The 15,043-nt window shown below is 59.8% G+C and carries 16 protein-coding genes; all 16 read right to left on the bottom strand.

Translation table 11 applies throughout. The features are described 5' to 3' along the window. Window positions 1-137: 137 nt before the first annotated feature. Window positions 138-554, bottom strand: a complete 417-nt coding sequence (locus tag V8G57_RS14525; RefSeq protein ID WP_092396963.1) for an ExbD/TolR family protein — start codon at window positions 552-554, stop codon at window positions 138-140. Then, entirely contained in the window at window positions 554-1,294 is a 741-nt protein-coding gene (locus V8G57_RS14520) for a MotA/TolQ/ExbB proton channel family protein (RefSeq protein ID WP_092396961.1), read from the bottom strand. Before V8G57_RS14520 ends, V8G57_RS14525 begins: the two co-directional genes overlap by 1 nt. Before the next feature lie 67 nt (window positions 1,295-1,361). Continuing rightward, on the bottom strand, window positions 1,362-2,042 hold the full coding sequence (locus V8G57_RS14515; RefSeq protein WP_342829997.1) for an energy transducer TonB: 681 nt from the start codon (window positions 2,040-2,042) through the stop codon (window positions 1,362-1,364). A gap of 23 nt (window positions 2,043-2,065) precedes the next feature. Next, window positions 2,066-2,296 carry a (2Fe-2S)-binding protein gene (locus V8G57_RS14510; RefSeq protein WP_092397171.1) on the bottom strand — a complete coding sequence of 77 codons (231 nt, stop codon included), beginning with the start codon at window positions 2,294-2,296 and terminating at the stop codon, window positions 2,066-2,068. 98 nt (window positions 2,297-2,394) lie between these two features. Next, complete coding sequence (locus tag V8G57_RS14505) at window positions 2,395-2,715, bottom strand: hypothetical protein (RefSeq protein ID WP_092396957.1); 321 nt, start codon at window positions 2,713-2,715, stop codon at window positions 2,395-2,397. Between the two features lie 92 nt (window positions 2,716-2,807). Beyond that, window positions 2,808-3,005 (bottom strand): hemin uptake protein HemP, encoded by a 198-nt coding sequence (gene hemP, locus V8G57_RS14500; RefSeq protein WP_061541685.1) that lies wholly within the window; start codon window positions 3,003-3,005, stop codon window positions 2,808-2,810. A 286-nt stretch (window positions 3,006-3,291) separates the two neighbouring features. Next, the gene (locus V8G57_RS14495) at window positions 3,292-4,527 is read right to left on the bottom strand and encodes a THUMP domain-containing class I SAM-dependent RNA methyltransferase (protein ID WP_342829996.1); all 1,236 of its coding nucleotides are present in this window, start codon (window positions 4,525-4,527) and stop codon (window positions 3,292-3,294) included. A gap of 75 nt (window positions 4,528-4,602) precedes the next feature. Then, a complete protein-coding gene (locus V8G57_RS14490; RefSeq protein WP_092396953.1) occupies window positions 4,603-5,205 on the bottom strand; it encodes a 2-hydroxychromene-2-carboxylate isomerase in 603 nt (200 codons plus the stop codon). A gap of 19 nt (window positions 5,206-5,224) precedes the next feature. After that, on the bottom strand, window positions 5,225-5,647 hold the full coding sequence (locus V8G57_RS14485; protein ID WP_092396951.1) for a CopD family protein: 423 nt from the start codon (window positions 5,645-5,647) through the stop codon (window positions 5,225-5,227). A 175-nt stretch (window positions 5,648-5,822) separates the two neighbouring features. Next, window positions 5,823-7,088, bottom strand: coding sequence for a glutamate-5-semialdehyde dehydrogenase (locus tag V8G57_RS14480; protein ID WP_342829995.1), 1,266 nt, complete (start codon window positions 7,086-7,088; stop codon window positions 5,823-5,825). Between the two features lie 84 nt (window positions 7,089-7,172). Further along, window positions 7,173-8,195, bottom strand: coding sequence for a DNA polymerase III subunit delta (gene holA / locus V8G57_RS14475; RefSeq protein ID WP_342829994.1), 1,023 nt, complete (start codon window positions 8,193-8,195; stop codon window positions 7,173-7,175). Between the two features lie 13 nt (window positions 8,196-8,208). Next, the gene (locus V8G57_RS14470; RefSeq protein WP_342829993.1) at window positions 8,209-8,778 is read right to left on the bottom strand and encodes an LPS-assembly lipoprotein LptE; all 570 of its coding nucleotides are present in this window, start codon (window positions 8,776-8,778) and stop codon (window positions 8,209-8,211) included. Window positions 8,779-8,861: 83 nt separating this feature from the next. Further along, window positions 8,862-11,507 (bottom strand): leucine--tRNA ligase, encoded by a 2,646-nt coding sequence (leuS, locus tag V8G57_RS14465; RefSeq protein WP_342829992.1) that lies wholly within the window; start codon window positions 11,505-11,507, stop codon window positions 8,862-8,864. Window positions 11,508-11,765: 258 nt separating this feature from the next. After that, the gene (locus V8G57_RS14460) at window positions 11,766-13,226 is read right to left on the bottom strand and encodes a DUF535 family protein (protein WP_342829991.1); all 1,461 of its coding nucleotides are present in this window, start codon (window positions 13,224-13,226) and stop codon (window positions 11,766-11,768) included. A gap of 384 nt (window positions 13,227-13,610) precedes the next feature. Further along, window positions 13,611-14,417 (bottom strand): 4-hydroxy-tetrahydrodipicolinate reductase, encoded by an 807-nt coding sequence (gene dapB / locus V8G57_RS14455; RefSeq protein ID WP_092396940.1) that lies wholly within the window; start codon window positions 14,415-14,417, stop codon window positions 13,611-13,613. A 31-nt stretch (window positions 14,418-14,448) separates the two neighbouring features. After that, window positions 14,449-15,027: an outer membrane protein assembly factor BamE gene (locus V8G57_RS14450; protein WP_342829990.1), complete on the bottom strand. Its 579-nt coding sequence runs from the start codon at window positions 15,025-15,027 to the stop codon at window positions 14,449-14,451. Window positions 15,028-15,043: the final 16 nt, after the last annotated feature.

Here is a 15,043-nt window from a genome sequence, read left to right as displayed (position 1 = left end):
TAGCGCGAATCATTTTCATTGTGATTTGTGCATCAACGCGATGGTGCGGGAAAGAAAAAAAGCCTGCGCATGGCGACATGCGCAGGCTCCTGCGGAGGCGGCGTTTGATAGCCGCGAACGCTTATCCAGCGATCTGTTTACTTGGCGTCCGGATCGGTGACAAAGCCGATTTTGCCGAGGCCGCCGGACTGGGCCGCCGCCATCACCTGGGCCACTTTTTCATATTGCACCGTGCGCGCCGCGCGCAAATGCAGCTCCGGCTGCGGCTGCTTTTGCGCTGCAACCGCAATCCGCGCATTCAGTTCGTTGCGGTCGACCACTTCATCATTCCAGAACAGCTTGCCGTCGGCGTCGATCGACAGGCTGATGTTTTCCGGCTTGGCCTGGTCAGGCTGGTTGGCGGCGCGCGGCAAATCGATCTTCACCGCGTGGTTCATCACCGGGATGGTCATGATAAAGATGATCAGCAGCACCAGCATCACATCGACCAGCGGCGTGGTGTTGATCTCCGGATTGAAATCGTCGTCCGAATCGGACAAGGAGCCCATGCCCATCATGCACCTTTCACGGCGACCAGCTTGGCGCCATTGTTCGAGCCGTTGGCATGGTCTGTTTCATTGTTGCTGGAACGGGAGCCGGTAACGAACAGGGCGTGCAGGTCAAAGCCGAATTTGTTCAGCTTGGCGATGATGGTCTTGTTGCCGCGCACCAGGGCGTTATAACCGAAGGTAGCCGGGATCGCCACGGCCAGGCCGAGGGCGGTCATGATCAGCGCCTCGCCGACCGGACCGGCGACCTTGTCGATGCTGGCCTGGCCGGAAGTGCCGATCGACACCAGCGCATGATAAATGCCCCACACAGTGCCAAACAGGCCGACAAAAGGCGCGGTAGAGCCGACCGAGGCCAGCACGGCCATGCCAGCCTGCAATTTGCCTGAAACTTCATCGATGGCCTGGCGCAGCGAGAGGGTGACCCAGTCGCTGACCGAGAGCTGATCGTGCAGATGCCCCTTGTGGGCCGCGTGGTGGCGCATCGAGGAGACACCGGCCTGGGCTACTTCGGCAAACGGATTCTCCGTGCCCAGCGTGGCGATGCCTTCCGGCAGGCTGGTGGTATCCCAGAACTGGTGGCCGGCGGCGTGCGCCGCGCGCTGGAAGCGCAGGATTTGCAGGGCCTTGGTCAGGATGACGTACCAGGACGCAATCGACATCGCCACCAGCAGCACGGCGACGCTTTTGATGACGAAATCGCCCTGGCTCCAGAGCGCTTCCAATCCGTAAGGACTTACTTCCATGATGAACTCCCCTTGTATCTGTGAATTGAGTGCGGCAGCCTCGGCAAAGCGCCAAGAGCGCCATTGATTAATTGGATAGCTGGAAATTGATCGGCACGATGGCAAACACCGGCAGCGGCTTGCCGTCTTCCATATAGGGTTTGAACAAAGCCCGCATCACCGCTTGTTTGGCGGCGTCGTCGAGACGGCTGGAGCCGGAGGATTTTTGCACCTCGACGCGCTCGGCGCGGCCTTTTTCATTGATCAGGACGCGGATGACCGATTTGCCTTCCTCGCCCATGCGCTTGGAGACGGCAGGATATTTCACATCGGGCGGCTGGAGGTATTCGACGCCGGAGGTGATGGTGCGCGGCTGCGGCGGGGCGGCGGGCGGCGCCGGTGGCGCAGCGGCGGCCGGTTCTTCATGCTGGGGCGGCTGCGGCGCCGGCGTCGGCACTGAAATGGCGGTTTCCGACGGCGTGGTGTTGACGACTGGCGTTGGACGCGGCGGAGTAATGTTCTTCTTTACGACAGCGACGGTTTTTGGTGCGGCCGGCGTAGGTGCGGGCGGCGTCGGTTCAGGCGCTTTTTCGGGCGTGATGAAGCTGGCGAAGATTTCTTTTGGGACAGCCTGCGCGGCCTGGTGGATCAGGCCGCTTTTCAATGCCCAGAAAAATGCGACGTGAAGCAGCAGGATCGTAGCCAAGGGGCCGATGCGTTTGATCTTTTTCCACGCAAGCGCAGGGGAACTGATTGTTGCTGACGACATGGTTGCGCTGATCCTGCCGGGTACTAGGCAGCTTGTATGTTTTGTTGAAATACCAATGCTTGAACATGGCGCAAGGCAGCCGGAGCACGGTTGTCCAGGCATTCGCGCAACACGCTTTTCGCGCAGGAATGGCATTTCCCGCAGCAGGTGGCAATCCCCAGGTTCTCGCGCAATTCAGACATGGAAGACATGCCGGAATCGACTGCCTGCCGGATTTTCCGATCCGACACGTTATTGCAAACACAAACAATCATTTTGTACCTCACTGCCATGGTTAAAGGCAGATTAAGAAATAAAAGTCCGCCGACAGAGATGTTCTTGCGGCGGTTGGTTGCTACTGCGCGATGCTTCTTTAACAGACCCGGCTTGCAGTCCCGAACCTGCTGAACAGGCTGTATTTCTCAGGCCGCGGCATCGTGCTCTCTACTACCGTGCCCCACTGCTCCGACAACTGCAGGCAGGTTGCCCGCAATACCGGCGCCAGGTTCGGCAAATCCGCCAGCGCCTTCAGATGCCGCTCGATCACCGAGGCCAGCTTGACGCAACCGCTGACTTCCTGGCTGTTGGCGGTGTACTGCGACATCAGGTGCAGCACCGCCGAGACCAGCAGCTCCGGCTGTGCCGGCGCGCCGTTTGGCTCCACAAAAGCCGGATTGATTTTCTCCGATACCATCAGCACTCCTATATCAGTATCTCGCTGGCTGGCGCTTGCTGCGGGCGGGCTGGTGTTGGATCAATTAAAAAATGCCGTGCTCAGGTTTCCAATCAAGCGGTCAGGATCAGCTTGTTCAGTTGCGTCAGCCGCAGCTTGTAAATCCGGCCGCCGTGATCGATTTCCAGTTCGCGCATTTGCTTGAACAGATCCTGGCTCTTGATTCGCGTGACTGCTGATGCAACTGACTTCGTGATGCTGGACACAGGGGTTTTCTCAACTTGTGTTTCGCGTCGGATCGTCTGGCTCATTATAGTCCTTTCTGTAAATGCGAACAATTCGTATTTGTATTATTCGTCACCTGAGCAGGGAATGCAAGCGTTTTTAGCGCATCTGTTGGCGTAATCTGGAAAAGATGTCAAGCGGGAAATATCAGCCGCGCCTTGCCGACGATGCACATAAGCAAGGCTGTTTCCAAGGAGGCTGAATTTTTGAGGGGGGGATGGGAATAGCGGCAGAGAGCCTAGGCGGCCAGACGTGAAACAAGCGCAAAGATTGCGCTTGTTTTATTAAAACCTCGTCAAGGAAGGCCGGCGGTCATTCTGCTTTTGGCTTGGCCGCTTCGCGCCGGTTGAAGCCTGCCACCATGTCGAAGCGGAACAGCCGGCATTCCAGCGCACCATTGAAGAAAGGCGTCTTGCGCGCTTCTTTCAGGCGCAGCAGCTTGGGCAAACCGAGGTCGGCCGAAAACAGGAAGATGCTCCAGCCGGCAAAGCGCTGCTTCAGCGTAGTGCCGAACGCGCTGAAGAAAGCGGTCAGCAAGTCGTCGCTGCTCAGGGTGCTGTCGCCGCGCACGCCGATCCGTTCGCCGTAAGGCGGATTGGTGAGCATGATGCCGTGTTCTGCGTCGGCAGGCGGTTTGACCTCTTGCGCTTCAATCTGCTTGACCGGCACTTCAAACAGGATGCCGGCATTGCGCAGGTTGTTCGCCGCGATCTGCACCATGTCGCCGGAGATGTCGCTGCCGAAGATGGTCGGCGTGGTGGGCAAAGGATTCGGCTTGAAACTGCCTTTGATCGCCAGCCATTTGGCGCTCTCGAAATCGTTGAATTTTTCAAAGGCAAAATGGCGGCGGGCGCCAGCCGGGATGCCGGCGAGGATCTGGGCTGCCTCCACCAGGATGGTGCCGGAGCCGCACATGGGGTCGAACAAGACGGTGCCCGGCTTCCAGCCGGAGGTGCGCAGCAGGCCGGCGGCGAGGTTCTCGCGCAGCGGCGCATCACCGGTTTCGGCGCGCCAGCCGCGCTTGAACAGGGCTTCGCCGGAGGTATCCAGGTACAGGGTAAAGTTATGGGCATCGAGGAAACCGACGATACGCATGTCCGGCGTACCGGTGTCTACCGAAGGCCGTTCATTGCACAGGTCGCGGAAACGGTCGCAAATGCCATCCTTGATCTTGAGCGTGGTGAATTGCAGGCTGCGCAGCGGCGATTTCACCGCGGTGACGTCAACCCGTATGGTGTGGCTGACCGGAAACCAGCTTTCCCATTCCTGTTCCAGCGTCATATCGTAGATATCGTTTTCGTTCTTGTACGCGCCATGCGTCAGGCGCAGCAGCACCCGGCTGGCGATGCGCGAGTGCAGGTTGATGCGCCAGGCGTCGCTCAGCAGGCCGGAGCAATGGACGCCGCCCGGCACCTGGTTATGGACCTTGAGGGTGACGGCGGGGGCGCTGAACTGCGCTATTTCATTCAGTTCTTCAGCCAGCGCGGCTTCCAGCCCGCGCGGGCAAGGGCAAAAATAGGAATGCGAATCTGTTGATAGATGTGACATGGGGGTACCCTTTATCCGTTGATACTGCAGTTGCACCTGGCTACCTTGACTAGCCAGGCGGTAAGAAAAATATATTTATCTGGCGAATGCACGCTCTACGAAGTCCAGCCGGTCCTGGCCCCAGAACGCTTCGCCGTCGACTACATACCAGGGCGCGCCAAAGATGTTGGCGGAAATGGCTTCCTCGGTAAAACGGTCGAATTCGCTCTGGACGCTGGCGGTTTCCGCCGATTTCAGCAAGGTCTTGCCGTCGTGCCCCAGTTCCGAGGCGATCGCGGCCAGGGTGGCGTGGTCAGCAATATTGCGCTGTTCGGCCCAGACTGCGCGCATTATAGCGCCGGTCAGCGCCAGGGCGGCTTCCGTGCCGTGCGCAAGCTGGCTGGCGATGATCAGTTTTGCGGCGTCGTCGCTCTGCACCGGGAAGAACGTCGGGTGCGGGTTCAGCGGCACCTGCAGGTATTCGCTCCAGCGCCGCAGCTCCTCCAGCCGGTAAGCCTGGCGCTGGGGCGCCCGTTTGGCCAGCGGCAAGCCGCCGGAGGTGTTGAAGACCTTGGACAAGTCGCAAGGTTTTAATGCGATCTTGACATCGTATTGATGGGACAACGCCACCAGGCGCGCATGGCCCAGGTAGGCGAATGGCGAATGCGGCGCAAAATAATATTCACAGAGCTTGCTCATGGCTGGTCCTTGGATAGGCTTAGAACGGTTTGACAACCACCAGGATAACGATGGCGAGCAGCAGCAGGACCGGGACTTCATTGAACCAGCGGAACCAGACATGGCTGCGGGTATTCGCCCCGTTTTCAAATTTCTTCAGCAGGCTGCCGCAGGCATGGTGGTAGCCGATCACGAGGATCACCAGGAACAGCTTGGCATGCAGCCAGCCGTTGCCTGGACCTTTGCCTATGCCATAGCCCAGCCACAGCCAGGCGCCGAATACGACTGCCGGCAGCGCCAGCATGGTCGTGAAGCGATACAGCTTGCGCGCCATCAGCAGCAATCTGCTGGTGGCTGCGGCATCGGTTTCCTGTGCCAGGTTGACCAGGATCCGCGGCAGGTAAAACAGGCCGGCAAACCATGATGCGATGAAGACAATATGCAGCGATTTGATCCAAAGCATGGCGTTCCTTTTTTTGATTATTGCGGGAAGGGTGATTGCGGTTGCATGCAACACCAATGCAAACCGGCGCTGCGGATATCGGGCAATAGCTTAAACGGGACCGGGGCTTCTTGCTCTGGTCCGCAAACAAAGAACCGGCGGCGGCAGTATCGGCACACCCGCCGCATGCTGCATTTTATTCGCGTACTTCGCCGTGCCCGAACACGACATATTTTAGCGAAGTCAGGCCCTCGAGGCCGACCGGGCCGCGCGCATGCAGCTTATCGTTGGAAATGCCGATCTCGGCGCCCAGGCCGAATTCGAAACCGTCGGCAAAACGGGTCGAGGCATTGATCATGACCGATGCGGAATCGACTTCACGCAGGAAACGCATGGCCCGCGAGTGGTTCTCGGTGACGATGCTGTCAGTGTGCTGCGAAGAATAGGTGTTGATATGGGCGATTGCCTCATCCACGTCGGCAACGATCTTGACTGACAGGATCGCCGCCAGGTATTCGGTGCGCCAGTCATCCTCGCTGGCGGCGGCCAGGTAGGGATAACCGGCGAGGATGGCCCGGGCTTCATCGTCGGCGCGCAGTTCGACTTCCTTGCCCTGGTACAGCTTGGCCAGCCGCGGCAACACCTGCGGTGCAACCGCGCGCGCCACCAGCAAGGTTTCCATGGTGTTGCAAGTGCCATAACGATGGCATTTGGCATTGAAGGCAATCTTCGCGGCCTTGTCGAGATCGGCCTGGTCGTCGATATAAACGTGGCAGATGCCGTCGAGATGCTTGATCATCGGCACCGTGGCCTCCTTGATCAGGCGTGCGATCAGGCCCTTGCCGCCGCGCGGCACGATGACGTCGACATATTGCGGCATGGTGATCAGGGCGCCGACCGCGGCACGGTCGGTGGTGTCGACTACCTGCACCGCGTCCTGCGGCAGGCCGGCGCCGGCCAGCCCCTCCTGCACCAGCCTGGCCAGCGCCTGGTTGCAATGATGGGCTTCGGAGCCGCCGCGCAGGATGGTGGCGTTGCCGCTCTTGATGCACAGGCCCGCGGCATCTACCGTGACGTTCGGCCGGGCTTCGTAAATGATGCCGATGACGCCCAGCGGCACTCGCATCTGGCCCACCTGGATGCCGGTAGGACGGTATTTCATGTTCGAGATTTCGCCGATCGGATCGGGCAGGCTGACAATCTGTTCGAGCCCGGCGACCATGGTGGCGATAGCCTGCTCCGACAGCGTCAGGCGGTCCAGCATCGCCGGCGCCAGGCCGTTGGCGCGCGCCGTTTCGAGATCGACCTGGTTGGCGGCGCGCAACAGGTCGGCGTCGCGCCGGATGGCGGCGGCGATCAGGCTCAGTGCGCGGTTCTTGACCGCAGTGTCGGCGCGCGCCATGGCGCGCGATGCGGCGCGTGCACGTTGTCCGACTTCGGTCATGTATTGTTGAATGTTCATATGCCTAAATTCTTCTTTGCAATTTACGCGTTTCGTCTGTCTAGTTAGTTGAGGACAGAGTAATTCGGCGCACGGCGGCGCCTCTTAAACTCTGTCCCCAATTAGTTTTAATTCCAACTGCAGCAATGCATCCCAAGCATCGCCGGAAAAGGCTTTTGCACGCAAGCCTTTCACCATCTTGTCGACTTGCGCCGCATCCTTCAGGGCCGCTTCCAGCGTCGCCAGGCTCAGGCGCCGCAGCGCCGGTTCCATCAGCCTCTCGCGTGGCCCCCAGATACGGTATTCCTTCAGCAGCGCGGGAATCGGACGTCCCTGGCTGGCTGCCGATTTCAATTTCAGCAAGGTGCGGATTTCCTCTGAAACCGCCCACAACACCAGCGGCAGCGCTTCGCCTTCACCTTTCAAGCCATCCATCATCCGCACCAGGCGTGCCGCATCGCCGGCCAGCATCGCTTCGTTGAGCTTGAATACGTCATAGCGCGCGACGTTGAGCACCGCATCGTGGCACTGTTCAAAACTCAGTTTGCCGGGTGGATGCAGCAAAGCCAGTTTCTGGATTTCCTGGTGTGCCGCCAGCAGGTTGCCTTCGACCCGGTCGGCGATGAAATCCAGCGACTGGCGATCTGCACTTTGCTGCTGGGCCGCCAGCCGCACGCCGATCCAGTTCGGCAAATGCGCCCGTTCCACCAGCGGAATATCAATATACACCGCGCTCTGCTGCAGGGTGGCGACCCAGGCCGCCTTTTGCGTCGCCCAGTCGAGCTTGGGCAGGGTAATGATGGTGACGTTGTCGGGATTGAGCGTCGCCGTATAGTTTTGCAAAGCCTGGCCGCCATCCTTGCCCGGCTTGCCGGTAGGGATGCGCAGCTCGATCAGTTTTTTATCGCCGAACAGCGATTGCGACTGGTTGGCGGCCAGCAGCTCGCCCCATTTGAAGCTGCGGTCGACCACCAGCACGTCGCGCTCGCTGCAACCGTTGCTGCGCGCGCTCTTGCGAATCTTGTCGGACGCCTCCAGCGCCAGCAGATGCTCGTCGCTGGTGATCACATACAAGGGCGCCAGGGTTTTCGCCAAATGGCCGTCCAGCGCGTCAAGCCGCAGTTGCATGCACCGGCCCTGGTTATTTGGAGGGGGCCGGAACTGGCGCCGGAGTTGCTGCCGGCGCGGTTTCAGGCTGGGTCGGCTGGGCGGTCTTGATGGCGGCCAGGCGGCGCAGGATCTGCTGCACCATGTCTGACTGCATGTCGCGGTACAGCAGGACTTCTTCCGCTGCCTTCGACAGTTCTTGCGACGAGTTGTAGCTGATATCGCGTTTCAGCGTGATCTGGGTGGCCGGCAGCAATTCCTTCTTTTGTGCGTCGACAACACGGAAAGTCAGCCGGTAATACAGCATGTACTCGCTGGCCCGGCCCGAACTGTTGGTGGTCAGGATGACTTTTTCACGCGTCTCGGCCAGCACATCCAGCGTTGCCTCGGCGCCCTCGGCAGAGCTCAGCACCTGGGTATTGCCGCTGGCCAGGATATTGCGCCTCAGCTCGATTCCCAGCGGCGAGTTGGCGCCGAAGGTCATGTACAGCGACTTGAATGGCAAGTTGGCCGTGCCGCGCAGATGGAAGCCGCAGGCGCACAGCAGCGCGGTCATGGCCAGTATCAACGGCCAGCGCAGCCAGTTGCGGGAATCGGCGGGCATTCTGAGAGGCATTCTATTCAACATTCGGGCATTCCTTGTTTCAAGATTCGAGGCCGGACCTGGTGGTCCGGCCATACGCGAGGTCAGGCGACGATATTGACCAGTTTTCCCGGCACCACGATGATTTTCTTCGGCGCGCCTTCGAGGTATTTCCGGACACTCTCGTTCGCCAGCGCAGCGGCCTCGATGCTGGCCTTGTCGGCATCCTTGGCGACGGTGATGCTGCCGCGCAGCTTGCCGTTCACCTGGATCATCATTTCGATTTCGCTTTGTTCCAGCGCCTTGCCGTCCACTTGCGGCCAGCTGGCGTCGAGGATGTCGCCGTGCACGGCGGCAAAGCCGAGCTCCTGCCACAGCGCGTGGGTGATGTGCGGCGCTATCGGATTGAGCACCCGCAGGAAAACCGACAGGCCCTCAGTCAATACCGCATTGCTGGCCGGCGACTGGTCGAGCTTGGCGGCTTCCAGGGTGTTCAGCATTTTCATGCAGGCCGACACCACGGTGTTGTACTGGATCCGCTTCAAGTCATGGTCGGCTTGCTGCAAAATCTTGTGCACTTCGCGCCGCAATGTTTTCTGCACATCGTTCAAGCCGGAAAAATCCGAGGTTGCGCTCGGCACAATATTGGCGGCGCGGGCATGGCTGAAGGCCCATACCCGGCGCAGGAAGCGGTTGGCGCCTTCTACTCCGGTGCCTGACCATTCCAGGGTCTGTTCCGGCGGCGAGGCAAACATGGTGAACAGGCGCGCGGTGTCGGCGCCGTACTGGTCGATCTGGGCTTGCGGATCGATGCCGTTGTTCTTCGACTTCGACATCTTTTCGGTGCCGCCGATTTCCACCGGCTTGCCGTCGGTTTTCAGGGTGGCGGTGAGCGGCCGGCCCTTGTCGTCGAAAGTCAGTTCCACATCTTCCGGGTTGTGCCAGGTCTTCTTGCCGCCGGCGTCTTCGCGGAAATAGGTTTCATTGAGCACCATGCCCTGGGTCAGCAGGTTGGTGAACGGCTCGTCGAACTTGATCAGGCCGAAATCGCGCATGACCTTGGTCCAGAAACGGGCGTACAGCAGATGCAGCACAGCGTGTTCGATGCCGCCGATGTACTGGTCCATCGGCATCCAGTAATCGTTGCGCGCGTCGACCATGGCGTCGTTGCTGTTTGGCGAGCAATAACGCATGTAATACCAGGACGAATCGACGAAGGTGTCCATGGTGTCGGTTTCGCGCCGCGCCGGCTTGCCGCATTGAGGGCAGTCGACATGCAGGAATTTTTCGTGCTTGTTGAGCGGATTGCCGCTGCCGTCCGGCACGCAGTCTTCCGGCAGGATCACCGGCAAGTCTTTTTCCGGCACCGGCACGTCGCCGCAATCGCTGCAGTGGATGATCGGGATAGGCGTGCCCCAGTAACGCTGGCGCGAGATGCCCCAGTCACGCAGGCGATAGGTGATTTTCTTTTCGCCCAGGCCGTGCGCCGCCAGGTCGGCGGCGACCGCATCGACCGCTTCCTGGTAGTGGAGGCCGTCGTATTTGCCGGAATCGACGCAGACGCCGTTTTCCTTGTCGGCATACCAGTCGTGCCAGCTTTCCTCGGAGTAGGTCTTGCCTTCGACGGCAATCACCGGACGGATCGGCAGCACGTATTTCTGGGCGAACGCAAAGTCGCGCTCATCGTGCGCCGGCACGCCCATGACGGCGCCGTCGCCGTAGGTGATCAAGACGTAGTTGCCGACCCAGACTTCGATCAGCTGGCCGGTCAACGGATGCGACACGTGCAAGCCGGTCGGCATGCCTTTCTTTTCCATCGTCGCCATGTCGGCTTCGATGACGCTGCCCTTTTTGCATTCGGCGATGAATTCCGCCAGCTCGGGATTGGTTTTGGCGGCAAAGGTGGCCAGCGCATGTTCCGGCGCCACGGCGCAGAAGGTCACGCCCTTGATGGTGTCGGCGCGGGTGGTGAATACCCACAGCTTGCCGTCCTGGATCAGCTTGCCGTCTTCTGCGATCTTGTGCGGGAATGCAAAGCGCACGCCGGTCGACTTGCCGATCCAGTTGGCCTGCATCAGGCGCACCCGTTCCGGCCAGCCTGGCAATTTGGTTTCGACGTGTTCCAGCAGTTCTTCGGCGTAGTCGGTGATCTTGGCGTAGTACATCGGGATTTCGCGCTTTTCGATCAGCGCGCCGGAGCGCCAGCCGCGGCCGTCGACCACCTGCTCATTGGCCAGCACGGTCTGGTCGATCGGGTCCCAGTTCACGGTGCCGGTCTTTTTGTAGATGATGCCTTGCTCCAGCATCTTCAGGAACATCCACTGGTTCCACTTGTAGTATTGCGGCGTGCAGGCGGTCATTTCGCGCGACCAGTCGATCGCCAGCCCCATCGCCTGCATCTGCTTCTTCATGTGCTCGATGTTGGCGTAGGTCCATTGCGCAGGCGGCACGTTATTGGCCATCGCGGCGTTTTCCGCCGGCATGCCGAACGCGTCCCAGCCCATCGGCATCAGTACGTTGTAGCCGTTCATCCGCAGATAGCGGTACATCACGTCGTTGATGGTGTAGTTGCGCACGTGGCCCATATGCAGCTTGCCTGAAGGATAAGGCAGCATCGAGCAGGCATAGAATTTCTTTTTCTCTTGGCCGTGCTGGTCCTTGGCATGTTCGACGGTCTTGTAGGCGTCGATGGATTGCCAGTGGTCTTGTGCTGATTTTTCGACGTCGGTAGGGCTGTATTTTTCTTGCATGACGGGAGCTAAAAGGTGAATGTTATTCCGCTTTGCAAAAGAACAAGGCGCCGCATCGTCGGCTGGAGATCAAACGTCGGCCGGGACGAATTCAGACATCTTGGTCGCTGCGAATCGGAATGTGAACTTGCTGAGCCAATACTCATGGCATCCGAACCAGTGATTATACTGGTTCGGATGCTGCTTTAGCGTATAGGTGGGGTGGAGTAGCGCTATGCGTACGCAATACCGGCCGGCCGGCAGGACAAGCGCAGCGTTTCAGATGGCGTTGAGGGGGCCGGCAAAGCCGTTCAGGGTGGCCGCGACCGCGCGTTCTGTGAGCTCAAGGCGTTTGCGTGCTTCCGAGCGCTTGTGTGACGGGATTTCCTGCAGGTTGGGGACAGGAATAACCTCGCAGCAGAGCTGGTATTCACCGTCGGGACGGCGGGTTGCCCCCATTTCTTGCCAAAAATCATCATAATCGGCGAGCACCTTGCCGGTGCGGATCTGATGAAACAAGACCCGGTTCCGGTTGCCTACCAGGATCAGCTTTTTGCAGCCGTAAGCCCGGCCGATTTCCCTCACCAGGCGCAGCATCAAGCCTTTCGGGCGCAGGCCGAACATGTCGCGGGTGGCGTTGCGCACCCGTTCCTGGGCATCGCTGCCGCGCGGGCCTTGCAGGCAGCCGACGCCGACGCAGGGGGCCAGTTCACTGCCGTAAAAGGTGAAGGCTACCGAGAACAGGCGTTGCTGGTCGCTGTACAGGTCGAGCGCCAGTTCGCCCTCGCGGTCAAGCGTGGCAATCGCCGACAGCTGGATTTCGTAGATGGCCCCGGATTTTCCGCTGAAACTGCCTAGCAGCAGCGGTGCTTGCGCCGCGCTCAGCACCAGGGGGCCGAGGCCTTGCCGGAAAATGAAGTCGTAGTGGCTGACCAGGATATTCATCCGGTCCTGGCTGCGCAGGCGCAGCGACTGGTAGGGGCGATAGATTTTTTGCAGCAGCCTGGGCGTGGCTTGCGCCAGTTTGGCGTGCATCGGCGTTGCATTCCAGTAGGCCAGCCAGCGCTGCGTCTGCTGGTAGTGGATCACGCTGCGGGCGCTCAGCTTGATCTGCTTGGCGAAATACGACAGGCCGCGCGGCGAGTGCTTCAGGCAGGTGTGCAGAGTAATGCGCGGACTGCCGTTGCCGGCGCGGGGCAAGGCTGGCTGGGGCAAGAAGAAAAGGGATATTTCCGACAGCAATGCCAGGTTTTGCAGGCGGCCGTGAAGGAGCCGCACGGCGCCGAGGCTGATGACTTTGCCATACCTGCTGTTCATGGCCAGCATCATCGCCAGGGAAACCAGGCCGGCGACAAAAATATCCAGCGGATAGTGCACGCCAAGGAAAATCTTGGCCCAGCTGACGGCCAGCGACAGCATCACCAGCAATACGCCTATCCATTTGATCTTGATGGTTTTTGCCGTCCACAGTGTCAGGCCGGTGGCCAGGATGATGGCAATCGTCACGCTGGGCGAGACGCAATGCGTGCTTTTAGCCTGGTACAGGTAATCATTCCATGCGGCCGGCACCAGGGTATCCCAGAGCGGGGGGATGAGTTTGCTGGCCAGCACCGCGGCGGCGGTCGTGACGATTGCCTTGAGGGAAAGCCGGCGGGTAGCCCTGCCACCGCTGATCCACAAGCCGACCAGGCTGGTCGGCACCAGGTAGACGCCCCATTCGGCGATCGCCAGCGCCAGCATGAACGGAATTCCGATATACCCGGGCGGGCCCGCCGACCACAAAAGGTGATTGTAAGAAGACAAAGTCATATGCGTGGGCGATCAGAATTGGGGTAAAAATGGTGCTAAAAATATATGTTTTGCAGGGCTGTACCTGCTTTGTTACTTTCAGACACATTAAGATACAAATAAAAATAGGATGTTACATGCAAACTTGCAAGCTGGAGTAATTTGATCGAATTATTGAATTGCCAAGCGGAAAGTGTTGATGCGGAAGCGGTGCAGCGGACTAGTGATGGGAAACCGCGAGAAGGAAGCGACGGCCGAGGGAAAAACCGGCAAGGCCAGGCGGCCCCACCGGATTCAGTGAATTACTTGGAGGGAGGAGTTTGCTGAAGGCCGGCGTCAGCGCAGGCCCAGTACATCCTGCATGTCATACAGGCCGCTGCTCTTGTCGCGCAGGAAACGTGCCGCGCGCAAGGCGCCCTGGGCGTAAGTGACACGGCTGGATGATTTGTGCGTGATCTCTACGCGTTCGCCGATGCCGGCAAACAGCACCGTATGGTCGCCGACGATATCGCCGCCGCGGATGGCGGCAAAACCGATCGAGGACGGATCGCGTTCCCCGGTGATGCCTTCGCGGGCATAGACTGCGACGTCGTCCAGCTTGCGCCCGAGCGCGCCAGCGACGACTTCACCCATCATCAGCGCGGTGCCGGAGGGGGCGTCGACCTTATGGCGATGATGGGCTTCGATGATTTCGATGTCGTAGCCATGGGAAAAGCTCTTGGCCGCCATCTCCAGCAATTTCAGCGTGACATTGACGCCGACGCTCATGTTGGAAGCGAACACGATGGCGGTCTTTTTCGCCGCCGCCGCGATTGCAGCCTTGCCGGCTTCATCGAAACCGGTGGTGCCGATAATCATCTTGATGCCATGGGCGGCGCAGTAATCCAGATGCTTCAGCGTGCCTTCGGGACGGGTGAAATCGATCAGGTAGGCCGCTTGCGCCAAGCCCTTGGCCAGGTCGGCTTCGATCAGGACATCGGCAGGCTTGCCGAGGAACGCCGCAGCGTCGGTTCCCAATTCAGGCGTGCCCGGCACGCCCAGCGCACCGGCCAGCAGCGCGTCGTCGGCGTTCTGGATCGCCTCGACCAGCATGCGTCCCATGCGTCCCGAGGCGCCTGCAACGGCTATTTTCATCTGAGTCATTATCAATTCGACGATCTGGACAATTTATAAATCAGTTCTTGGAAGGGCCTGGCGCGCTAGGCACGGTTGGGGCGATTTCCACATTCTTGACGCTCTTCCTGGCTTCTGCCGCGCCGCCTGAAAGCCGGTCCAGGTAGTCGTTCTCGGTAGGCAGGTTGCCGCCGTCGACGCGCGCCAGCAGGTTGCCGTTGAAGAAAACGCTGACCCGGCTGGTGGTGATTTCGCCATTGCCTTTTTGCAGGCGGAACACGTAGTCCCAGCGATCTTCATGGAACAGATCGGTCAGCAGTGGCGTGCCGAGCGCGAAACGCACTTGTTCCCGCGTCATGCCTTCTTTAACTTGTGCCAACATTTCTTTCGAGACAAAATTTCCCTGCTGGATATCGATCCGGTAAGGGGAGAAGATGCCCAGGAAGCGGCGATGCTTGACGGTTTGCACTCCGCTGGTATCGGTGACTACAGGGGCCGCCGCCGGATCTGCGCTGGCAGCGGACTGATCGAGCAGGGGTTTTTTTGAAGCGCAGCCGGCCAGGGCAGCCATCAAGACAACTGCAGCGGCTAAAGGGACGATGCGGGCGGAGGTACGGACAGGGGAGAGCAACATTCGCATAAGGATCTCAATTGAT

It is taken from the genome of Collimonas rhizosphaerae (assembly GCF_038896935.1).
In the GTDB taxonomy this organism is placed as follows: Bacteria; Pseudomonadota; Gammaproteobacteria; order Burkholderiales; family Burkholderiaceae_D; genus Collimonas; species Collimonas rhizosphaerae.
The sequence above is the reverse complement of the archived record's forward strand: the minus strand, read 5'-3'. Positions and strand labels throughout refer to the sequence as shown.